20 protein-coding genes and 1 tRNA gene are annotated in these 18,074 nt (G+C 50.0%); all 21 read left to right on the top strand.

The window, feature by feature from the left end; all coding sequences use genetic code 11:
* The first annotated feature begins 13 nt into the window (after window positions 1–13).
* The 21 genes from rpmJ (at window position 14) to BM091_RS11765 (ending at window position 18,061) form a co-directional block, all read left to right on the top strand.
* Window positions 14–127 carry a 50S ribosomal protein L36 gene (rpmJ, locus tag BM091_RS11865; RefSeq protein ID WP_093396033.1) on the top strand — a complete coding sequence of 38 codons (114 nt, stop codon included), beginning with the start codon at window positions 14–16 and terminating at the stop codon, window positions 125–127.
* A gap of 11 nt (window positions 128–138) precedes the next feature.
* Complete coding sequence (gene rpsM / locus BM091_RS11860) at window positions 139–516, top strand: 30S ribosomal protein S13 (protein ID WP_093396032.1); 378 nt, start codon at window positions 139–141, stop codon at window positions 514–516.
* 23 nt (window positions 517–539) lie between these two features.
* Window positions 540–932 (top strand): 30S ribosomal protein S11, encoded by a 393-nt coding sequence (gene rpsK / locus BM091_RS11855; protein ID WP_093396030.1) that lies wholly within the window; start codon window positions 540–542, stop codon window positions 930–932.
* Window positions 933–958: 26 nt separating this feature from the next.
* Window positions 959–1,585, top strand: coding sequence for a 30S ribosomal protein S4 (gene rpsD / locus BM091_RS11850; RefSeq protein ID WP_093396028.1), 627 nt, complete (start codon window positions 959–961; stop codon window positions 1,583–1,585).
* Between the two features lie 114 nt (window positions 1,586–1,699).
* Complete coding sequence (locus BM091_RS11845; RefSeq protein ID WP_093396027.1) at window positions 1,700–2,734, top strand: DNA-directed RNA polymerase subunit alpha; 1,035 nt, start codon at window positions 1,700–1,702, stop codon at window positions 2,732–2,734.
* Complete coding sequence (rplQ, locus tag BM091_RS11840) at window positions 2,724–3,107, top strand: 50S ribosomal protein L17 (RefSeq protein WP_093396025.1); 384 nt, start codon at window positions 2,724–2,726, stop codon at window positions 3,105–3,107. The genes BM091_RS11845 and rplQ overlap by 11 nt, the downstream gene beginning before the upstream one ends.
* Window positions 3,108–3,201: 94 nt before the next feature.
* Window positions 3,202–4,542 (top strand): 30S ribosomal protein S12 methylthiotransferase RimO, encoded by a 1,341-nt coding sequence (gene rimO, locus BM091_RS11835; RefSeq protein WP_093396024.1) that lies wholly within the window; start codon window positions 3,202–3,204, stop codon window positions 4,540–4,542.
* 108 nt (window positions 4,543–4,650) lie between these two features.
* Window positions 4,651–4,726 (top strand) — tRNA-Gly (locus BM091_RS11830).
* Between the two features lie 205 nt (window positions 4,727–4,931).
* Window positions 4,932–5,456, top strand: coding sequence for a ribosome maturation factor RimP (locus BM091_RS11825; protein ID WP_093396022.1), 525 nt, complete (start codon window positions 4,932–4,934; stop codon window positions 5,454–5,456).
* 5 nt (window positions 5,457–5,461) lie between these two features.
* On the top strand, window positions 5,462–6,751 hold the full coding sequence (gene nusA, locus BM091_RS11820) for a transcription termination factor NusA (protein ID WP_093396021.1): 1,290 nt from the start codon (window positions 5,462–5,464) through the stop codon (window positions 6,749–6,751).
* A 24-nt stretch (window positions 6,752–6,775) separates the two neighbouring features.
* Window positions 6,776–7,045, top strand: a complete 270-nt coding sequence (locus BM091_RS11815) for a YlxR family protein (protein WP_093396071.1) — start codon at window positions 6,776–6,778, stop codon at window positions 7,043–7,045.
* 12 nt (window positions 7,046–7,057) lie between these two features.
* A complete protein-coding gene (infB, locus tag BM091_RS11810) occupies window positions 7,058–9,970 on the top strand; it encodes a translation initiation factor IF-2 (RefSeq protein ID WP_093396019.1) in 2,913 nt (970 codons plus the stop codon).
* A gap of 3 nt (window positions 9,971–9,973) precedes the next feature.
* Entirely contained in the window at window positions 9,974–10,264 is a 291-nt protein-coding gene (locus tag BM091_RS11805; protein ID WP_093396018.1) for a DUF503 domain-containing protein, read from the top strand.
* Window positions 10,265–10,275: 11 nt separating this feature from the next.
* Window positions 10,276–10,623 carry a 30S ribosome-binding factor RbfA gene (gene rbfA, locus BM091_RS11800; RefSeq protein WP_093396016.1) on the top strand — a complete coding sequence of 116 codons (348 nt, stop codon included), beginning with the start codon at window positions 10,276–10,278 and terminating at the stop codon, window positions 10,621–10,623.
* A complete protein-coding gene (locus BM091_RS11795) occupies window positions 10,610–11,620 on the top strand; it encodes a DHH family phosphoesterase (RefSeq protein WP_093396015.1) in 1,011 nt (336 codons plus the stop codon). The genes rbfA and BM091_RS11795 overlap by 14 nt, the downstream gene beginning before the upstream one ends.
* Before the next feature lie 4 nt (window positions 11,621–11,624).
* Window positions 11,625–12,542: a tRNA pseudouridine(55) synthase TruB gene (truB, locus tag BM091_RS11790; RefSeq protein ID WP_093396013.1), complete on the top strand. Its 918-nt coding sequence runs from the start codon at window positions 11,625–11,627 to the stop codon at window positions 12,540–12,542.
* Window positions 12,543–12,572: 30 nt separating this feature from the next.
* Window positions 12,573–12,842 (top strand): 30S ribosomal protein S15, encoded by a 270-nt coding sequence (gene rpsO, locus BM091_RS11785; protein ID WP_093396012.1) that lies wholly within the window; start codon window positions 12,573–12,575, stop codon window positions 12,840–12,842.
* A gap of 45 nt (window positions 12,843–12,887) precedes the next feature.
* Window positions 12,888–14,987, top strand: a complete 2,100-nt coding sequence (gene pnp, locus BM091_RS11780) for a polyribonucleotide nucleotidyltransferase (protein ID WP_093396010.1) — start codon at window positions 12,888–12,890, stop codon at window positions 14,985–14,987.
* Window positions 14,988–15,053: 66 nt separating this feature from the next.
* Window positions 15,054–16,307 carry a M16 family metallopeptidase gene (locus BM091_RS11775; protein WP_143083145.1) on the top strand — a complete coding sequence of 418 codons (1,254 nt, stop codon included), beginning with the start codon at window positions 15,054–15,056 and terminating at the stop codon, window positions 16,305–16,307.
* An 18-nt stretch (window positions 16,308–16,325) separates the two neighbouring features.
* Window positions 16,326–17,108 (top strand): MBL fold metallo-hydrolase, encoded by a 783-nt coding sequence (locus tag BM091_RS11770; RefSeq protein ID WP_093396007.1) that lies wholly within the window; start codon window positions 16,326–16,328, stop codon window positions 17,106–17,108.
* Window positions 17,109–17,122: 14 nt separating this feature from the next.
* Window positions 17,123–18,061: a universal stress protein gene (locus BM091_RS11765; RefSeq protein ID WP_093396006.1), complete on the top strand. Its 939-nt coding sequence runs from the start codon at window positions 17,123–17,125 to the stop codon at window positions 18,059–18,061.
* Window positions 18,062–18,074 lie beyond the last annotated feature (13 nt).

The raw sequence follows: 18,074 nt of genomic DNA, 5'->3' as shown, positions 1-18,074 counted from the left end.
CGAGGGGCTGAGCATGAAGGTGAGAGCATCTGTTAAGAAAATATGCAGGAAATGCAAGATAATCAAACGCCACGGATCTATCAGGGTAATATGTGAAAACCCCAGGCACAAGCAAAGACAGGGATAGGAGGATAGGCTTTGGCTCGTATTGCAGGTGTGGATTTGCCCAAGAATAAACGCATCGAGATTGCTCTGACTTACATCTACGGGATCGGTAGATCTACGGCAAAAAAGATTCTGGCCCAGGCGGGGATCGATCCCAACACGAAAACCGATGCGTTGACCAACGAGCAGATTACGACTTTGCGCAGAATCATCGATACCCAGTACAAGGTGGAAGGTGAGTTGCGCGCTGAAGTTGCAATGAACATCAAACGACTTATGGACATGGGATGCTACAGAGGGTTGCGGCACAGAAGAGGGCTTCCCGTAAGAGGTCAGAGAACCCACTCTAACGCCAGGACTCGCAAGGGGCCCAGAAGGTCCATTATCGGTAAGCGGAAGAAATCCGGTTAATTGCTCTTAGGAGGCATTTCTATATGGCAAGACGTCGTGGGGGAGTACGAAAGAAAAAAGAGCTGAAGAATGTACAAAACGGAATAGCTCATATCCAGTCCACTTTTAACAACACCATCGTTACTATTACGGATATGAGCGGGAACACGATTGCCTGGGCTAGCGGAGGTACAGAGGGATTTAAGGGATCGAGAAAGTCCACTCCCTTTGCAGCTCAGGTGGCCGCCGAGGCTGCTGCAAAAAAGGCGATGGAACACGGTATGCAAAATGTGATTGTGCACATAAAGGGCCCGGGATCGGGTCGTGAAGCGGCTTTGCGGGCGCTACAGGCAGCCGGGCTGAACATAGTTGCAATAAAGGATGTTACTCCCATTCCTCATAATGGTTGCAGACCTCCAAAACGTCGAAGAGTCTAGATATCTTTGGAAAGGAGGATCCGGCTTTGGCTCGATATACAGGACCTGTATGCAGATTGTGTCGTCGAGAGAATATGAAGCTCTACCTTAAGGGAGAGCGTTGCTATACCGACAAGTGTTCATACGAAAGACGGAGTTATGCCCCCGGTCAGCATGGTCGCCTTCGTCCTAAACTGTCGGACTACGGTATCCGCCTCAGGGAGAAGCAGAAGCTGAAGAGGATGTACGGGTTAAGTGAAAAGCAGTTTAAGCGCTATTTCAAAGAGGCCGACCGTCAGAAAGGGGTTACGGGTACAAACTTCCTTATTCTACTGGAAAGGCGTTTAGACAACACCGTTTATCGGCTTGGTTTCGCCCAGTCAAGGGCACAGGCCAGGCAGCTTGTAAGGCATGGTCATATCCTGGTCAACGGTGAGAAGGTTGACATTCCTTCGTATCTGTTGAGACCCGGGGATGTAGTTGCGGTCAGGGAAAAGAGTCGTCAGCTTGCGGTTATCAACGAGGCTCTGGAGGCAGTGCCCAGGCGTGGAATACCGCCGTGGCTTGAGTTGAGAAAAGAAGCTTATGAAGGGGTTTTTAAGTATTATCCCAGCCGGGAAGAGATGAATATTCCGGTGCAGGAACAGCTTATTGTAGAGTTTTACTCCAAGTAGCGGTGACTTTAGCATATTGTAAGCCGGTTATCGGACTCCTGAAATTAGAGGAGTTCGTATGCCGGTTTTTATTGTCTCGTAGCGGAGACACAATAAGGCAGGTGAGGATACACCATGCAAAAAGAAAAAAATTGGCGTGAGCTTATTAAACCCAAGAGTTTGAAGATAGAGAAAGGTGCCGATCCTGATAGATATGCCAAGTTTGTTTGTGAGCCCCTGGAAAGAGGATTCGGAATAACCCTGGGAAATGCTCTGAGGCGGGTTCTGCTGTCTTCGCTCAGAGGAGCTGCTATAACGAGCGTTAAGATTGACGGCGTGGCTCATGAGTTTTCCAGCATTCCCGGTGTCGTTGAGGACGTGACCGACATAATCCTGAACCTTAAAGAAGTAAGGTTCAAGATGGAAACCGACGATCCTGTGACGGTTTACATAGAAAAAGAGGGTGAGGGTATAGTTACGGCCGGAGATATTCGCGGTAGCAGTAAGCTTACGGTGCTGAATCCCGATCACTACATCTGTACAACCTCCAGAGATGCTAAACTCAGAATGGAACTTACCGTAAAAACCGGTAAGGGTTATGTTCCTGCGGACAGAGGTGCCGATCCCGATCTTCCAATAGGAACCATTCCCGTGGATGCCATTTTTTCGCCCATTAAGAAGGTCAGCTACACCGTTACCCAGGCTCGAGTCGGTCAGATTACAGATTATGATTGCTTGACCATGGAAATATGGACCGATGGAAGCGTAAAACCCGAAGATGCACTGGCCTATGCGGCTAAGATTTTGAAGGAGCAGTTTACCGTATTTATTAACTTTGAAGAACTTCCGGAACCCGAGGAAGAACCTGAAGAGGAAGAAAAACCCAAATGGAATGAAAACCTCTTCCGTCGTGTGGATGAGCTGGAGCTTTCGGTAAGGTCGGCAAACTGCTTGAAAAATGCCGATATTCGCTATATAGGAGAGCTCGTTCAGAAGACGGAAGCGGAGATGCTTAAAACCAAAAACTTTGGTCGCAAGTCACTCAATGAAATTAAAGAAATACTGGCGGAAATGGGATTGTCTCTGGGGATGAAGCTTGAAGGTTTCCCGAGCAGGGAAGAATTAGAACGAATGGAAAGGGAAAGGGAAAAGGAAGGCTATGCGTCATAAGGTAGCAGGAAGGAAGCTGGGAAGAAAGACGGAACATCGCCTTGCCATGTTCCGCAACATGGCAACTTCTCTATTGCAACATGAGAGGATTTACACCACTGTTCCCAAGGCAAAGGATCTCAGGTCTTTTGTCGATTGGTTGATCACTCTGGGTAAACGAGGGGATCTCCACGCCAGACGTCAGGCTCTTGGGTTTGTGCGGAGCAAAAAGGTGGTGCATAAGCTCTTCGCCGAAATAGCGCCTCGATACCGGGATAGAAACGGCGGTTATACCAGGATCGTAAAGATGGGTTTCAGACGTGGTGACGGAGCTCCCATGTGCCTTATTGAGCTTGTAGAGGCGGGAGACAGAGGGTCTCAGGAGTCGGCCTGAGAAAAAAATCCTGCTGTTTAAAAAATTAGAGGGCGTTACTTCTGTAACGTTCCTCTTTTTTTGTTTTTTAGCTCTGGGTAACTTCGGGTTTTTTATGGCAAAGAAGGCGCTTCTCATTAGTCTTGGTTGCTCAAAGAACCTGGTTGACAGTGAAAGGATGCTCGCAATTCTTGAAGAAGCGGGCTTCAGTCTGGTTTCTGACCCAGCACGGGCGGAAGCCATAGTGATAAATACCTGTGGTTTTCTTGAGGAGGCCGTTGAAGAGGCAATAGATACCATTCTGGAATATGCCCGGTACAAAGAGCGAGGAGTATGCAGAGTTCTGGTTGTAACGGGATGTATGGTTCAGCGATATGGGAAAAAGCTTTTGAATTTGCTTCCGGAGGTCGACTTATTTCTGGGTACCGCTCATTACGATGATGTAGCCGAAGAACTTGTAAGATTTTTAAAAAACGGGGAAAGAAGGCTTAAAATATCGTCTCCCGCCTGCAGATTCGAGCAATTTCGGGGACGCATCCTGTCAACGCCGCCGTCCTATGCGTACCTGAAAATAGCAGAAGGTTGTTCTCACAGGTGTGCCTACTGTTACATTCCCAGAATAAGAGGGCCTTTTAGAAGTCGGGATTTTGAGGACGTGCTTCGGGAGGTTGCATATCTGGACGGGAGAGATGTTAAAGAGGTCGTTCTGGTAGCTCAGGATATTACATCTTATGGGCTTGATAGGAGAGACGGAGGTGCTCTTCCCAGGCTTTTGAAAACCATAAATGCGACGACAAAAAATATCCGGTGGATTCGTGTTCTCTATGCCCATCCGGCTACCATTAGTGACGATTTTTTGAAAACCTGTGCCGACCTTGAGAAGGTGGTACCTTATCTTGACGTTCCGTTACAGCATTGTGTTCCGGGGATATTGAGGACAATGGGACGGAGTGGGAAAGCCCTTGAGCCTGGAGGAGTCGTCGAACGGATAAGGAGCCTGTGGCCTGGTGTTGCCATCAGGACCACCTTCATAGTGGGCTATCCGGGTGAGACGGACGCCGACTTTGAAGAGCTGGTTGAATTCGTAAAAGCGTACAGGTTTGAGCATCTGGGGGTTTTTGCTTTTTCGCCTGAAATGGGCACGAAGGCGGCAAGAATGGAAGGGCAGGTTTCCGAGAGTGTGAGACACGAGCGACGGGATATTCTTTATGCTGTTCAAACCGAAATTTCTAGAAGCCGCCTTGCAACGTTTGTGAACAGAGAATTGCCTGTGATTGTGGACACAGAGGATCCGGAGGGTAATTTCAGTCTGATTGGCAGAACGGAATGGCAGGCTCCTGAAGTGGACGGTTGTGTGTTTATAGAAAACGGTTTCACAGAGCCTGGGAGCATTGTCAGGGTAAGAATTACCGGAGCGGAAGATTTTGACCTTATCGGTGAGATGGTTGATGGATAGTGAAGAAAGTGCCGAAGAATGGTGAAATCCGCTATTTCTTATTTGTGTTGCCTGTCTAAAATCTTGACTTTAAATGAAATATCTTTTATTTGGTTAAGTACGATTTGAGCGGGCATAGCTCAGTTGGTAGAGCACAAGCTTCCCAAGCTTGGGGTCGCGGGTTCGAGGCCCGTTGCCCGCTCCATAGAATGTGTCCCTTATTGAGGGGGCATTGGCCGTGTAGGACGGTTGAATGCCTGCTTCGATTGGTGGACATTCGGATCATAAGAGGGTTTGTTGACTATGAGTTAGGGATTGTTCATAGTTGTACCTGTGCGTGATCTGGGTCTGCTAATGGAAGTGGGCAATAAGCCCACTTTTTTTTTGATAGACGAAGGTAGATTTGGGGTATGAAGCTTAAAAAGGGTATTGCCGAGTTGTGGGAATTGCTTGAGCCGGTGGTGGCTTCAGAAGGGATGGAAATCATCGAGATGGAGCTTCAGAGGGAGCCTCAGGGATACGTGTTAAGGATTTACATCGATCATCCCGATGGTGTGACGATAGAAGACTGTACTAGGGTGAGTCGGGTTGTTGGAGATTATCTCGATGTTATCGATCCGATCGATCACGCTTACCATCTCGAAGTTTCATCTCCAGGAGTCGATCGCCCGCTTAGAAAAGTGGAACATTTTGCCAGATATCTGGGGAGCGTCGTAAGGGTGAGAACCACGGAAGTAGTGGAAGGCAGGAAAAATTTCAAGGGAATCCTGGTGGATGTAAAGGAAGATACCGTTACCCTTGAGTGTGATGGTCACGCTTATGACATTCCCATTGCCATCGTGGGAAAGGCGAGATTACTTTATTTTGAGACGGAGAACCTGAGATCTTCTGGCCGTGGAAGGAAGAAGCAAAGGATCTTCGATCGGGGGGATTAAACATAATGACTGCAAACCTGTTACAGCTTATCGATCAGGTTAGTAGGGAAAAAGGAATAGATCGAAGGGTACTCATAGAAGCCCTGGTTGATGCCGTGGAAAGTGCCGTGCGAAAGCGCTATGGCAATCGGGTAGATGTGGAGGTTTCTTTTAACGAAGAAACCGGAACGATAGAGGCGTATCGGTTCCATGAGGTGGTAGAGACGGTGGATGACCCGGAAACCCAGATTTCTCTTGAAGAAGCAAGAGAATACGATCCCGAAACGGAAATAGGGGACGAAATCGGCGTGCCTCTTGATCCGGAAAATCTGGGCCGCATAGCGGCTCAGACGGCCAAACAAATTATTATGCAAAAGATGCGCGATGCGGAGCGCGAAGCCGTCTATGAAGAGTTCATACATCAGAAGGGGACTATTGTTCACGGTATCGTCCAGCGGGTGGATCGTTCCGGGATAACCGTAAACCTTGGCAAAGCCGAAGCTTTTTTGCCCGCAAGTGAGCAGATTCCTCAGGATGTATATCGACCGGGTGATAGGATTAGGGCCTATGTCCTTGAAGTAAAACGCTCCGGTAAGGGGCCTCAGATCATTTTGAGCAGGACTCATCCGTCCTTTCTGATTCAGCTCTTTTTTACGGAGGTCCCCGAAATACAGGAAGGCATAGTTAGCGTGATCGGTGCCGCGAGGGAACCCGGATCTCGTGCTAAGATAGCCGTGGTATCAAGTGACCCCGATGTTGACCCGGTGGGAGCCTGCGTTGGCGTCAAGGGTAGCAGGGTTCAAAAGGTCGTTCAGGAATTGCGAGGCGAAAAAATAGATATTGTTCCCTGGAATCTGGACCCTGCAAAGTTTGTGGTCAATGCTCTGGCTCCTGCGGTTGTTACAAAGGTTATTATAGATCAGGCCAATCAGTCTATGGAGGTAATCGTTCCCGACGACCAGCTTTCCCTTGCCATAGGGAAGCGAGGTCAAAACGTAAGGCTGGCGGCTCGACTTACCAACTGGCGTATAGACGTAATAAGCGAGAGCAGATATGAACGACTTAAAGACGAAGAATATCGCCGTCTTCTGAATCTGGAGGGTATGAACGAAGAGCTGGCGGATGCCCTTTTCGATGAAGGGATAACCTCTGTTGAAGCTTTTTTAAATACGCCGGACGAAGAGCTTGAAGACATATTGAACCTGTCTCTTCCGACGATAAGAAGTCTTAAAGAGCAGGCCCGGTTTCTCGTAAGTACCCCGGATGAGGATAAAGAAGAGTATGCCGGGCAAAAGGATGCCGCCGATGATGGTTGATGCTTTTTATGCATGGTTGAAAAAATGGCTCGCAGAGGACACAGGCCTGTCAGAATGTGTGTGGTTTGTCGAGAACGTCGCTACAAGGACGAATTGATAAGGCTGGCCGTTGATGAAGACGGTATGGTCGTAGTGGATTCAGAGGGCAGAATGCCTGGCAGAGGGGCTTACGTTTGTCCCGGCTGTGTGGATTATTTGAAATGGGGGAAAACTCTGATTAATGCCTTTAAAGGTCGGGCCCGTGGCTTTAAGGGGTTCGCGAAATCCGGTTGCAGGGAGCAAGATATCTTCTGAGGGAGTGTTTATATGGCACGCATGAGGGTTCATGAACTCGCCAAAGAATTGAAAATGAGTGCAAAAGAGCTGATGGACAAGATGCTTGAGATGGGAATTCCCGTAAAAAATCACATGAGCATGGTGAGCGATTCGGATGTTTCCTACATCCGTAGGCACTTCAAAAAGGTGGTTAAAAAGACTAGGGTTCTCGACGAAGGCGTGCAACCTCAGAAGATAATCCGAAGGAGAAGAAAGGAAACACCGACTGTAGAGCCAGAAGAAGAAACGGTGGCCGAAGGGGAGGTCCAGGAGAAAGCCGAAGTTGTCGCGAAAGAGGCAGTGTCGGAGGCGGTGGAAGCTCGGTCCGAGTCCGAAGAATTGGTTGAAGAGGTGGAGGCTCGGCCTGTCGAAAAATCCGGGGAGCCTGAGATGGTGGCCGATACTGAGCTGACGGAAGCGGAAGAAGCTGGAGAGGCTCAGGAAGTTGCCCAGGAGGTTACCGAAGAAGCCGTCGGTGATCGACTGGAGCCGGAAGGAGAAAAAGTAGTTGCCGAAGCCGACGTAATTTCCGAAACGGGTGGCATCGTACCCGAATCAGCCGAAGAGGAGCACCCGGTATCTGAGCTTGCGGAAGAGGTGTCGTCCGAAGAGAAGGCGCAGGTGGAAGTCGTTGAAGTAAAGGAGGTAGAAAGGCCGGCCGAGAGTGTCGAAGAAGTTCGTCCTCAGGAAAAAGAAGTTGAGCCGCCCCGGGCCGAGGAGGGTGCAGAGGTTTCTGAGAGGGCCGAAGAAAGGAAACAGAAAAGGCATCGCAGGCGGAAACGCAGGAAATCCAGAAAGCATGAGGCCGCTAAAATCGTTCAGCTTCCCGAGTTCATTCCCGAGCCCGAGGATGACATCGAAGAAGAGCTGGAGCAGAAGGTTCGAGTCCGTATCGAAGATGAGCCTGTAAAAAAGCCTTTCAAGGCAGGGAAAAAGTTCAGAGACCGTGCTGAAAGGAAGGGGAAAAGAGACGAAGAGGATGTGCTGGAAAAGGTATCCAGGCCGGGAAGACAGGCCGAGGAACATCGTGTTTCCGAAGAAGTACCTGAGGAGGCCGCTTCTTCGGAGGTAAAGGAAAGCCGGCCTGGAACTCTCCCGCCCAAGGCCGGTAAGAGGAAAATAAAGATAGGAGAGGCCATAACGGTCGGCGAGCTTGCCAAACAAATGGGCGTGAAGGCCGCCGAGGTGGTTAAAAAGTTATTGCTCCTCGGGCTTCCCGTAACGGTAAATCAGGCAATTGATTTCGATACGGCAGCACTTGTTGCGGCAGAATTTGAATATGAAGTGGAAAAAACGGGCTTTGAGGAAGAAGACATACTTCGTACGGAAGAAGACCGTCCGGAGGATCTGAAACCACGTCCTCCTGTGGTAACGGTTATGGGACACGTTGATCACGGGAAAACTTCTCTCCTTGACGCCATAAGGCATACCAACTTTACCGCGGAAGAAGCCGGGGGCATTACCCAGCATATAGGAGCCTACCATGTAAAACTGGATAACGGAGATGTGGTGTTTCTGGATACCCCCGGTCATGAGGCCTTTACTGCAATGAGGGCTCGAGGGGCCCGGGTTACGGACATCGTGGTTCTGGTTGTTGCGGCAGATGACGGCGTCATGCAACAGACGGTTGAGGCCATAAATCATGCCAGAGCCGCAAATGTTCCCATTATTGTAGCAATAAACAAGATTGATAAGCCTGAAGCAAACCCGGATCGGGTAAAGCGTGAGCTTGCCGAACATGGCCTTATACCCGAGGAATGGGGCGGTGACACGATAATGGTGGAAGTCTCGGCCAAGAAAAAGATCGGCATAGACGACCTTCTGGAGATGATATTGCTTCAGGCCGAGTTAATGGAACTGAAGGCCAATCCCAATAAACCGGCCAGAGGCAGGGTGATTGAGGCAAAGCTGGAGAAGGGACGTGGACCCGTTGCCACGGTTCTTATTCAGGAAGGAACGCTCAGGGTCGGGGACGCGTATGTCTGTGGCGTCCATTACGGAAGGGTGAGGAGTCTGTTTAACGATAGGGGGCAGAGAATAAGCGAAGCAGGCCCATCGATGCCAGTTGAGGTGATAGGGCTTTCCGGCGTTCCTATGGCCGGTGACGATTTTGCCGTTGTGGCAGACGAAAAACAGGCCCGGATGGTTGCAGAGCACAGACTCAGAAAACAGCGAGAAAAAGAGCTTTCCAGGACCACGAAGATCACTCTGGAAAAGCTTTATGAGCAGATCCGTGAAGGCGAACTCAAGGAACTCAACCTTATCATTAAGGCCGACGTGCAGGGTTCTCTGGAAGCCCTTACCGATGCCGTAAAACGCCTGAAACATCCAGAGATTAAGATCAATATAATTCACGGCGCTACGGGTGCCATAAACGAAACGGACATAATGCTGGCTTCGGCATCCAATGCCATAGTAATAGGCTTCAATGTGCGACCCGATAGCAAGGTTGAGGATCTTGCCCAGCGTGAACATGTCGATGTGAGGTTCTATAACGTCATCTATCAGGTGATCAACGACATAAAAGACGCAATGGCCGGATTGCTGGAACCCGAGTATCGCGAGAAAATACTTGGCCGCGCCGAAGTGCGTCAGACCTTCCATATTTCCCGTGTGGGCACGGTAGCGGGCTGTTATGTCCTTGATGGGGTGATCCAGAGAGGGGCAAAGGTCCGGGTCTTGAGAGATCAGGTGGTGGTTTACGAAGGTAAGATTGCTTCGCTGAGACGCTTCAAGGATGACGTGAAGGAGGTAAAGGCCGGTTTTGAATGCGGGATTCTCGTTGAGAATTTCAACGACGTGAAGGTGGGTGACGTTCTTGAAGCCTTTGTCATGGAAGAGATCAAACCCACCGTTGATGTGGTGGGTGAGGTCGGGAAGGATTCTGAGGAAAGTGAGCAGTAAGCCATGACGGTAGGGGTGGCGAGGATAACCTTTTACATACCGGGCGTCGCCTCATTGAAGGCCAAACGCAAGGTTGTAAAGAGCATTGTTGAGAAAAGTAAGCACAGATTTAACGTCTCCGTGGCCGAAGTGGCAGATCAGGATCTTTATCAGAAGGCTACCGTTGCCGTTGCCGTTGTCGGTAACGAAGGTCGCGAAATGAATTCCCTTCTGGACCGGATTATAGATTTTATGGAGTCCCTTGGGGTGGCGGAGATTTTAAGTCATGAGATCGAGCTTATACATTTTTCTTGAGGGTTTTATAAATGGGCGGTCAGCGTACTGAAAGAGTGGCAGACCTCATACAGAAAGAGGTGGCCTATATCATACAGCGCAAGGTCAGGGATCCGAGACTGGTGGGGATTACCATAACGGCAGTCCGTATGAGCCGCGACCTTAAAAGGGCAACCGTATTTTACTGCGATACCCTGGGTAGACATGAGCGGTCTGATATAGATGCCGCCTTTGCAAAGGCAAGAACGTTCATAAGGCGTGAACTTGCCGAAAGGGTATATCTGAGGTACCTGCCCGATCTCAGCTTTGTTTACGATGATTCCTTTGATTACGGTGAAAAAATCGACCTGCTTCTGAGGAAAATCCATGGAAATGGGTAGTCGATCCCGGGTTGAGGCAGAACTCTTTGCCCGTGAAAGGTATCTCCTGCTTACACACGTAAGGCCCGACGGGGACGCCATAGGATCGCTTCTTGCTCTTGCTCTTGCTCTTGAGGGTATGGGGAAAAGTGTTCGGCCCTTATGCAAGGATGGAGTCCCGGGCTATTTATCCTTCCTGCCCGGAGCAGACAGGGTTGTTACCATCCTGCCCGACAATGCCGCTTACGATGTGGTGGTTTATCTGGATTGTGGGGCAGAAGATAGAGCCGGTGATGAGTTCCTGCCGGCCAGGTTTCCCGATTCTCTCATAATAAGCATAGATCATCATTTACAGGAAAACCCTTTCGGACATGTCTTCTGGATAGACAGTCGGGCCAGCAGCACCTGTGAGATGCTCTATCATATCTTCTCCGATTGTGGAGTTTCTCTAACGCCGGATATTGCCACCTGCTTGTACACGGGGATCTCGACCGATACCGGCTCCTTTCAGTACTCCAATACGAACGAAAGAGTTTTAAGAATTGCGGCCGACTTGGCTGCAGCCGGAGCCGATCCCTATTACGTTTCAACTCAGGTTTATGAGTCGGCATCTCCCGCAAGGCTTTTATTACTCGGGCGTGTCCTTAACACCCTTTCCTATCACGGTGGCAAAGCCGTTGCGGTTGCACGGTTGACCCAAAAGATGATCCGGGAAGTCGGCGCGGACTCTGATGACAGCGAAGGTTTCGTTAACATGTTGCGGCAGGTTAAGCCGGTTAAAGTTGCGGTCCTGATCAAGGAAGATGAGGAGGGCGGGGTCGTAAGGGTTAGTCTCAGATCCAAGAACTCCTACGATGTTGCGGCCTTTTCCCGGTGTTTTGGGGGAGGCGGCCACGTAAACGCCGCGGCCTTCGAAATGCGCGGGGCCATAGAGGATGTGGAAAGAAAAGTAATAAAAGAGCTCTGTGGTTTTTTCGGTTTCGACAATCCCGGTCATAAGGAGGGTGGGGGGACTTAAGTAGATGGGCAATCGGGAACTGGACGGAATAATAGTTGTAAATAAACCGGTAAATATGACTTCTTTTTCGGTTGTGGAAAGGATTAAGCGGCTGATTAAGGCACGAAAGGTCGGGCACGGAGGGACTCTTGATCCCTTTGCGGAAGGCGTTCTGGTTGTCTTGTTGAATCGTGCTACCAGACTTGCCGACCAGTTTCTTGAAAGTGACAAGGTTTACAGATTTGTCTTAAGGCTGGATGCCGAGACGGATACTCTTGATTGCACGGGAAATGTCGTCCGCCGTTATGACGGGCCTCCGCCGTCTTATGAACGCATTGTAGAAGCACTCGAGAAATTCAAGGGCGAAAGGGAGCAACAGATACCGGCCTACTCGGCTGCGAAGATCAACGGTAAAAGGCTTTACAAACTTGCCAGAAAAGGCCTTCAGGTTGAAAGGCCTTATAAGAAGGTCAGGATTTATCGACTGGAACTCCGTCGGTATGAGTGGCCAAGGGTCGAACTGGAAGTCCATTGTTCCAAGGGGATGTATGTAAGGCAGTTGGGTGCAGATATAGCCGGAGCGCTGGGTTGTTGCGGGCACATTGAGCAGTTGGCCAGATTGAGGAGCGGTCCTTTTGGAATTGAAGATTCATGGACGATGGAGGAGATCCACGAGGCCGTCCGGTCCGGAAGTGTAGATCGCCTCGTTATTCCCATGGTTGACGCACTCGAACATTTGCCCGAAGCAGTTATGGAAGAAGATCATCTGATTGAGAAACTCCGCAACGGTCAGCTCGATGCACTATGGGCATCAAGATGGCGAAATATGCTTGAAAAAGATACGCCTGTTCGCATAGTAACTCCGGGTCGGGATAAGCTTCTGGCTTTGTGGTGGCCGGCGGGAAGCCGTAGAAAAAGAGATTCTTTAAAGGTGTTATTTTAGAACAAACTTCGTCAAAGGAGGGTGAAAAAAGTGGCTCTGACTCCAGAACGTAAAAAAGAGATCATCGAGAATTTTAAAATACATCCAAATGATACGGGTTCACCCGAGGTTCAGATTGCTCTGTTAAGCGAGAGGATAAACTATCTTACCGAACACTTTAAGGTCCACAAAAAGGACCATCATTCTCGTAGAGGGTTGCTCAAGCTGGTTGGGCAGAGAAGACGACTTTTGAATTACCTTAAGCGAAAAGATATAAACAGATATCTCAGTATTGTGGAGCGATTGGGCCTGAGGGGTTAAAAGCCCCCGGCAGAGAAGACTCCATGCGAGGGGAGTAAAACAAGTATGAAAAAGTCCGTTAGTGTGACTGTTGGAGGTAGGGAGTTAATAATTGAGGCCGGGCATCTGGCCCGGCAGGCCAGTGGAGCTGTAATCGTTCGTTACGGCGATACGGTGGTGCTGGTTTCGGCAGTTAGAGAAGATCGGGTGCGCGAGGGGATTGATTTCGTTCCTTTGCTGGTTGACTATCAGGAAATGAGTTATGCTGCGGGGCGCATCCCGGGAGGCTTTTTCCGAAGAGAGATTGGGCGCCCCAGCGAGAAAGAGACTCTGACATCCCGGCTGATAGACCGTCCTATACGCCCGCTTTTTCCGAAGAAGTATAACCATGAAATCCAGGTGATTGCCACGGTTCTTTCGGTGGATCAGGAGAACGAACCCGATGTGCTTGCCATAACCGGTGCATCTGCGGCTCTCCACATTTCGCCTGTTCCCTTTCAGGGTCCCGTTGCGGCTGTGCGTGTGGGGAGGGTTGGGGGTGAGTTTATCATCAATCCCAGTGCTGCTCAGCTGGAACAGAGCGATATGAACGTCGTTGTTGCTGGGACCCGAGACGCCATCGTCATGGTTGAAGGAGGCGCTCTTTTCGTGCCCGAAGAAGATCTTCTGGAAGCTCTGGAGGTAGCCCATCGTGAAATCCGTCCGATTATAGAGGCTCAGGAGGAACTGCGCCGTCTTGTTGGCAGGGATAAGGAGGTGTGGGAAGCTCCGCCCATAGATGAGGCCCTTGTTAATGCAGTTCGTGAAAGAGCCCGGGACAGGCTCAGGGAAGCTGTCACGATTGCAGATAAGGTCGCCAGAAAGAACCGCAAAAAGGAGATTCTTGAAGAGCTTGTTGCCGAGCTTTCGGAGCAATTCCCGGGACAGGAAGCGGAGATAGCTGAGGTTTTCGGTGATCTCGAGCGCGAAGTCGTCCGAAAGATGATGCTTACAGAAAGGCGACGTATTGACGGACGCCGCTTTGATGAAATCCGGCCGATCGACATATCCGTTGGATTCCTTCCAAGAACCCATGGGTCTGCTTTGTTCAGACGGGGTGAAACCCAGGTTCTTGCTGTGACAACCTTGGGTTCTTCTGCAGATGAACAGAAGATCGAGGCTCTTACGGGCGAGACCTTCAAGTCTTTCATGCTTCATTATAATTTTCCACCCTACTGCGTCGGTGAGGTTAAGCCTCTGAGAGGTCCGAGCCGAAGAGAGATAGGACATGGGGCTCTTGCCGAGAGAGCCGTAAAGCCCATTTTGCCCGACTGCGAAACCTTTCCCTATACAATTCGTGTGGTGTCCGAGGTTCTGGAGTCCAACGGCTCAAGCTCCATGGCTACGGTTTGCGGCGCCACCCTGTCGCTGATGGATGCAGGCGTTCCGGTTAAAGACATGGTGGCCGGCATCGCTATGGGGCTTGTGAAGGAGGGCGACGAGGTCATAGTTTTGACCGACATCATCGGTGACGAGGATCATCTGGGAGACATGGACTTCAAAGTGACCGGTAACGAAAAGGGTGTAACGGCTCTCCAGATGGACATAAAGATTACGGGGATAAGCCGGGAGATCATGAGAAAGGCTCTTCAGCAGGCACGGGACGCAAGGCTTATCATCCTTGAAAAGATGAGGTCGGTGCTTTCTTCTCCAAGGCCTGCTCTTTCTCCCTATGCGCCGAGGATTAAGGTGATCTGCATTCCGCCTGAAAAAATCAGGGACGTTATCGGCCCTGGTGGTAAGGTAATTAAACAGATTATCGCCGAGACGAACACCAAGATAGACATTGAAGAAAACGGCAGGGTCATTATCATGGGCTCCACCGAAGAAGCCTGTGAAAAGGCAGCCGAGAAGATCAAGGAAGTAACGATGGAACCGGAGTTGGGGCAGATCTATCTGGCAAGAATCACCAGGGTAACGGACTTCGGTGCCTTTGCTGAAATAAGACCAAATCTCGAAGGGCTTATTCACATTTCTCAACTGGACAACAAGCGGGTAAAAAAGGTCAGTGACGTCGTGAAGGAAGGGGATGAGGTCCTCGTCAAGGTAATAGAAATCGACAAGGACGGTAGAGTCAAACTAAGCCGCAAAGCAGTTCTCGAGAAAACGCAACCGGCCCGCAAGTAGGAAGAGCGCTTTTTGAAGAGGCAGCCTCAGGGCTGCCTTAATTCCATTTCGCAAAAAGAGAGCTTTATGGTTCAGAAGACACGGTTGGAAAACGGCATAAGGGTTCTTTCTCAGCACTGTCCCAATACCCACGTTGTATCTGTTGGAATATGGATTGACAGTGGTTCCAGAGATGAACTTCCTTCCATGGAAGGGATTACTCACTTTCTGGAGCATATGTTTTTTAAGGGGACGGAAAGAAGAACGACCAGGGATATTGCCGTGGAGCTTGATATCCTGGGCGGTATGTCCAATGCCTTCACTACCAAGGAAAACCTTTGTTTTTACGGCAAAGTTCTGGATAAAAATCTCCCCAGGTTGATGGACATATTCTGCGATATTCTGCTTCATGCCAGGATGGACGAAAGGGAGCTCGAAAAAGAGCGGTTCGTCATTCTTCAGGAAATCAGCATGGTGGAGGATACACCGGAAGACTACGTTCACACCGTGGCCTGCGAGAAGTTCTGGAAAGGCCACCCGTTGGGTCATCCCATTTGCGGCTACAGAGAAACCGTACAGCGTTTCAGGCGAGAGGACATACTTAAATTCAAAGATCAGATTATTCATCCCGAACAGGTTGTGGTATCCGCCGCAGGAAGCGTAAGGCATGATGAACTGGTCGAGATGGTAAACGATGGACTGGGACGCCTTAGAGCGAACGGACGAGGCCGTCCTCCGAGGACTTCTCCTGAACCGGTCGTTTTCCGCGATTACATCAGAAAAGATCTCGAGCAAACCCATATATGCCTTCTCATGCCGGGTGTATCCCTCCATGATGAAGAGCGTTTCGCCGTGTATATTCTTAATATCGTGCTGGGTAACAGCATGAGCAGCCGGCTTTTCCAGGAGGTAAGGGAAAAAAGAGGGCTGGCTTATAATATCTACTCATTTCTCCATTGCTGTGAGGATACCGGGGTGTTTGGGGTCTATGCGGCCGTGGCTCCCGAAAAGCTGGCAGAGTGCTTCAAGGTGATCTGGAACGAAATGGAAGAACTGATAGCCGGTGGGGTAAGTGAGACCGAGATTTCCGGCGCAAAGGACTGCGCCGTGGGCGGCATGTATCTCAACCTCGACAGTACCGACGCTCTGATGAACAGAATCGCCCGTAACGAGTTTCTTTACGGACATGAGGTCGCTCCCGACGAGATTGAAAAAAAGATCTACGGCGTTTCCTCTGAAAACCTGGGTAAATGGTTTGCCCGGGTCTTTCCCGATAGGGTGTCAATCCTTGTCGTGGGCCCCTCTGATAAACAACAGGTGGATTTGGTTATGAAGGTCTGAAACAATTGCGAGTTTGCAATGGCCGACTTAAGGATACAGATACTTGCCAGTGGGTCCAAGGGTAATGCCCTTCTGGTATGGACGGATAACACGTGCATCATGGTAGATGCAGGACTTTCGGGAAAAGCTATAACGGAAAAAATGAAATTCTCGCCCGTTGATCCGGGGGATGTTGATGCAATTCTGGTTTCCCACGAACACATAGACCATGTAAGAGGCATTGGTGTGTTGAGCCGAAGGTACAATATGCCGGTGTATCTTTCCGAAGGGACCTTGACGTCCCTTCCCAAAAGCGTTGGAGAAATAAAAAACTATCGCATCTTCAGACGGGGAAGAAAGTTCACCGTTGGGGATATTTCCGTACAGCCTTTTTCACTGTCTCATGATGCCGAGGAACCGGTGGGCTTTGTTCTGTCAGGTGATGGAAAAAAGATCGCCCTTTGCACCGATCTCGGGATGGTTACCGAGCTGGTAAAGGTACATCTCAGGTACTGTAATCTGATTGTCGTTGAGGCAAATCACGAAGTGGATCTGCTGATGAACGGGCCTTATCCGTGGGAATTAAAACAGCGCATACGAAGCCGTCTGGGACATCTTTCCAACGAAGAGAGTATCGCCCTCTGTCGGGAAGTCTATCATTGCGATCTTCACGCCGTATGTTTTGCTCATCTCAGTGAAATCAATAACTCACCTGAACGGGTTCGAAGTCATATCAACGGGCTGAGGGAAGATGGGAGGTGGAAGGAGGTCCGTTTATTTATTGCGGATCAGTATGAGCCAACAGGTGTGATTACAATTTAGCAGGAAGGAGAAAAATGGTTGATTATCTGCCCAAGACAATCCTCGTACCCCTGGATGAAGATGAAGCCTATACGGGGTGTGTTGAGTTCGTTCATGCCCTTTATCCGGAAAAGGATAGGTTAACCCTGATTCTTCACTACATTGAGCCTCCCCTGGCTCCGGTCTACAAGGGCACGCCATCAAGTCCCGCGATGCGGGAGAAGAAAAAGAATCTTCTGGCCGAAAGGCGAGAAAAGACCAAGGCAATTCTCGACAGGGCCAGACGGAGGCTTGTGGAACTGGGGTTTTCTGAAGAGCTTGTCCAGGAGCATGTGCAGGAGCGAGAGCTAAGCGTTGCCCATCATGCGTGCAGATTGGCGGATATGAAAAAGGTGGATGCGGTGGTAGTACCCAAGAAAATAACCAGCAAGCTCGAGGGCTTTCTCAAGGGTAATCCCACTCCGGACTTTCTGCATCACTGCCTGGTTAGCCCTATATGGTTCGTTGAAGGAAGACCCTCCACGGAAAGGGCTGTCCTTGCCGTGGGGCCGGAGAATACTTCACTTCGTGCCGTAGATCATGCAGGTTTTATGCTTGCCGAAACCAAAACGCTGGTGGATCTCGTTCACGTTAGCAGCCGGGTGTCGGGGGTAATATCGTCGGGGGTTGAAACGAAGAGTGCCGACTATCTCAGATGGGAGTCCTCTTCCCAGAACAGGGAAGCCAGGACCTTTATGGACGAATCCGTGAGGATCTTGATAAATGCGGGGTTTACTCCTGACAGGATCCGACTCGTCGTTCATCCCGGTAAAAACGTGGCCGATTCTCTGCTGGATTACTGCAGGGTGGTAAAGGCCGGCATCGTCGTGCTGGGTCATTCCAAGCCGGGCGGAACCTGGGGGTTTCTAAAGAGTAGCATTACCGAAAAGCTCATTTCGTCGGCCATGAACCTGAGCGTCTGGGTCAATCAGTGATTTACGGGGTATT

The organism is Thermodesulforhabdus norvegica (genome assembly GCF_900114975.1).
Lineage (GTDB): Bacteria > Desulfobacterota > Syntrophobacteria > Syntrophobacterales > Thermodesulforhabdaceae > Thermodesulforhabdus > Thermodesulforhabdus norvegica.
The sequence above is the reverse complement of the archived record's forward strand: the minus strand, read 5'-3'. Positions and strand labels throughout refer to the sequence as shown.

Excerpts from the sequence above, each read along its gene's own strand:
- rpmJ (WP_093396033.1), top strand. The coding sequence starts at position 14 with ATGAAGGTGAGAGCATCTGTTAAGAAAATATGCAGGAAATGCAAGATA.
- rpsK (WP_093396030.1), top strand. The coding sequence starts at position 540 with ATGGCAAGACGTCGTGGGGGAGTACGAAAGAAAAAAGAGCTGAAGAAT.
- BM091_RS11845 (WP_093396027.1), top strand. The coding sequence starts at position 1,700 with ATGCAAAAAGAAAAAAATTGGCGTGAGCTTATTAAACCCAAGAGTTTG.
- rplQ (WP_093396025.1), top strand. The coding sequence starts at position 2,724 with ATGCGTCATAAGGTAGCAGGAAGGAAGCTGGGAAGAAAGACGGAACAT.
- rimO (WP_093396024.1), top strand. The coding sequence starts at position 3,202 with ATGGCAAAGAAGGCGCTTCTCATTAGTCTTGGTTGCTCAAAGAACCTG.
- BM091_RS11825 (WP_093396022.1), top strand. The coding sequence starts at position 4,932 with ATGAAGCTTAAAAAGGGTATTGCCGAGTTGTGGGAATTGCTTGAGCCG.
- nusA (WP_093396021.1), top strand. The coding sequence starts at position 5,462 with ATGACTGCAAACCTGTTACAGCTTATCGATCAGGTTAGTAGGGAAAAA.
- BM091_RS11815 (WP_093396071.1), top strand. The coding sequence starts at position 6,776 with ATGGCTCGCAGAGGACACAGGCCTGTCAGAATGTGTGTGGTTTGTCGA.
- infB (WP_093396019.1), top strand. The coding sequence starts at position 7,058 with ATGGCACGCATGAGGGTTCATGAACTCGCCAAAGAATTGAAAATGAGT.
- BM091_RS11805 (WP_093396018.1), top strand. The coding sequence starts at position 9,974 with ATGACGGTAGGGGTGGCGAGGATAACCTTTTACATACCGGGCGTCGCC.
- rbfA (WP_093396016.1), top strand. The coding sequence starts at position 10,276 with ATGGGCGGTCAGCGTACTGAAAGAGTGGCAGACCTCATACAGAAAGAG.
- BM091_RS11795 (WP_093396015.1), top strand. The coding sequence starts at position 10,610 with ATGGAAATGGGTAGTCGATCCCGGGTTGAGGCAGAACTCTTTGCCCGT.
- truB (WP_093396013.1), top strand. The coding sequence starts at position 11,625 with ATGGGCAATCGGGAACTGGACGGAATAATAGTTGTAAATAAACCGGTA.
- pnp (WP_093396010.1), top strand. The coding sequence starts at position 12,888 with ATGAAAAAGTCCGTTAGTGTGACTGTTGGAGGTAGGGAGTTAATAATT.
- BM091_RS11775 (WP_143083145.1), top strand. The coding sequence starts at position 15,054 with ATGGTTCAGAAGACACGGTTGGAAAACGGCATAAGGGTTCTTTCTCAG.
- BM091_RS11770 (WP_093396007.1), top strand. The coding sequence starts at position 16,326 with ATGGCCGACTTAAGGATACAGATACTTGCCAGTGGGTCCAAGGGTAAT.
- BM091_RS11765 (WP_093396006.1), top strand. The coding sequence starts at position 17,123 with ATGGTTGATTATCTGCCCAAGACAATCCTCGTACCCCTGGATGAAGAT.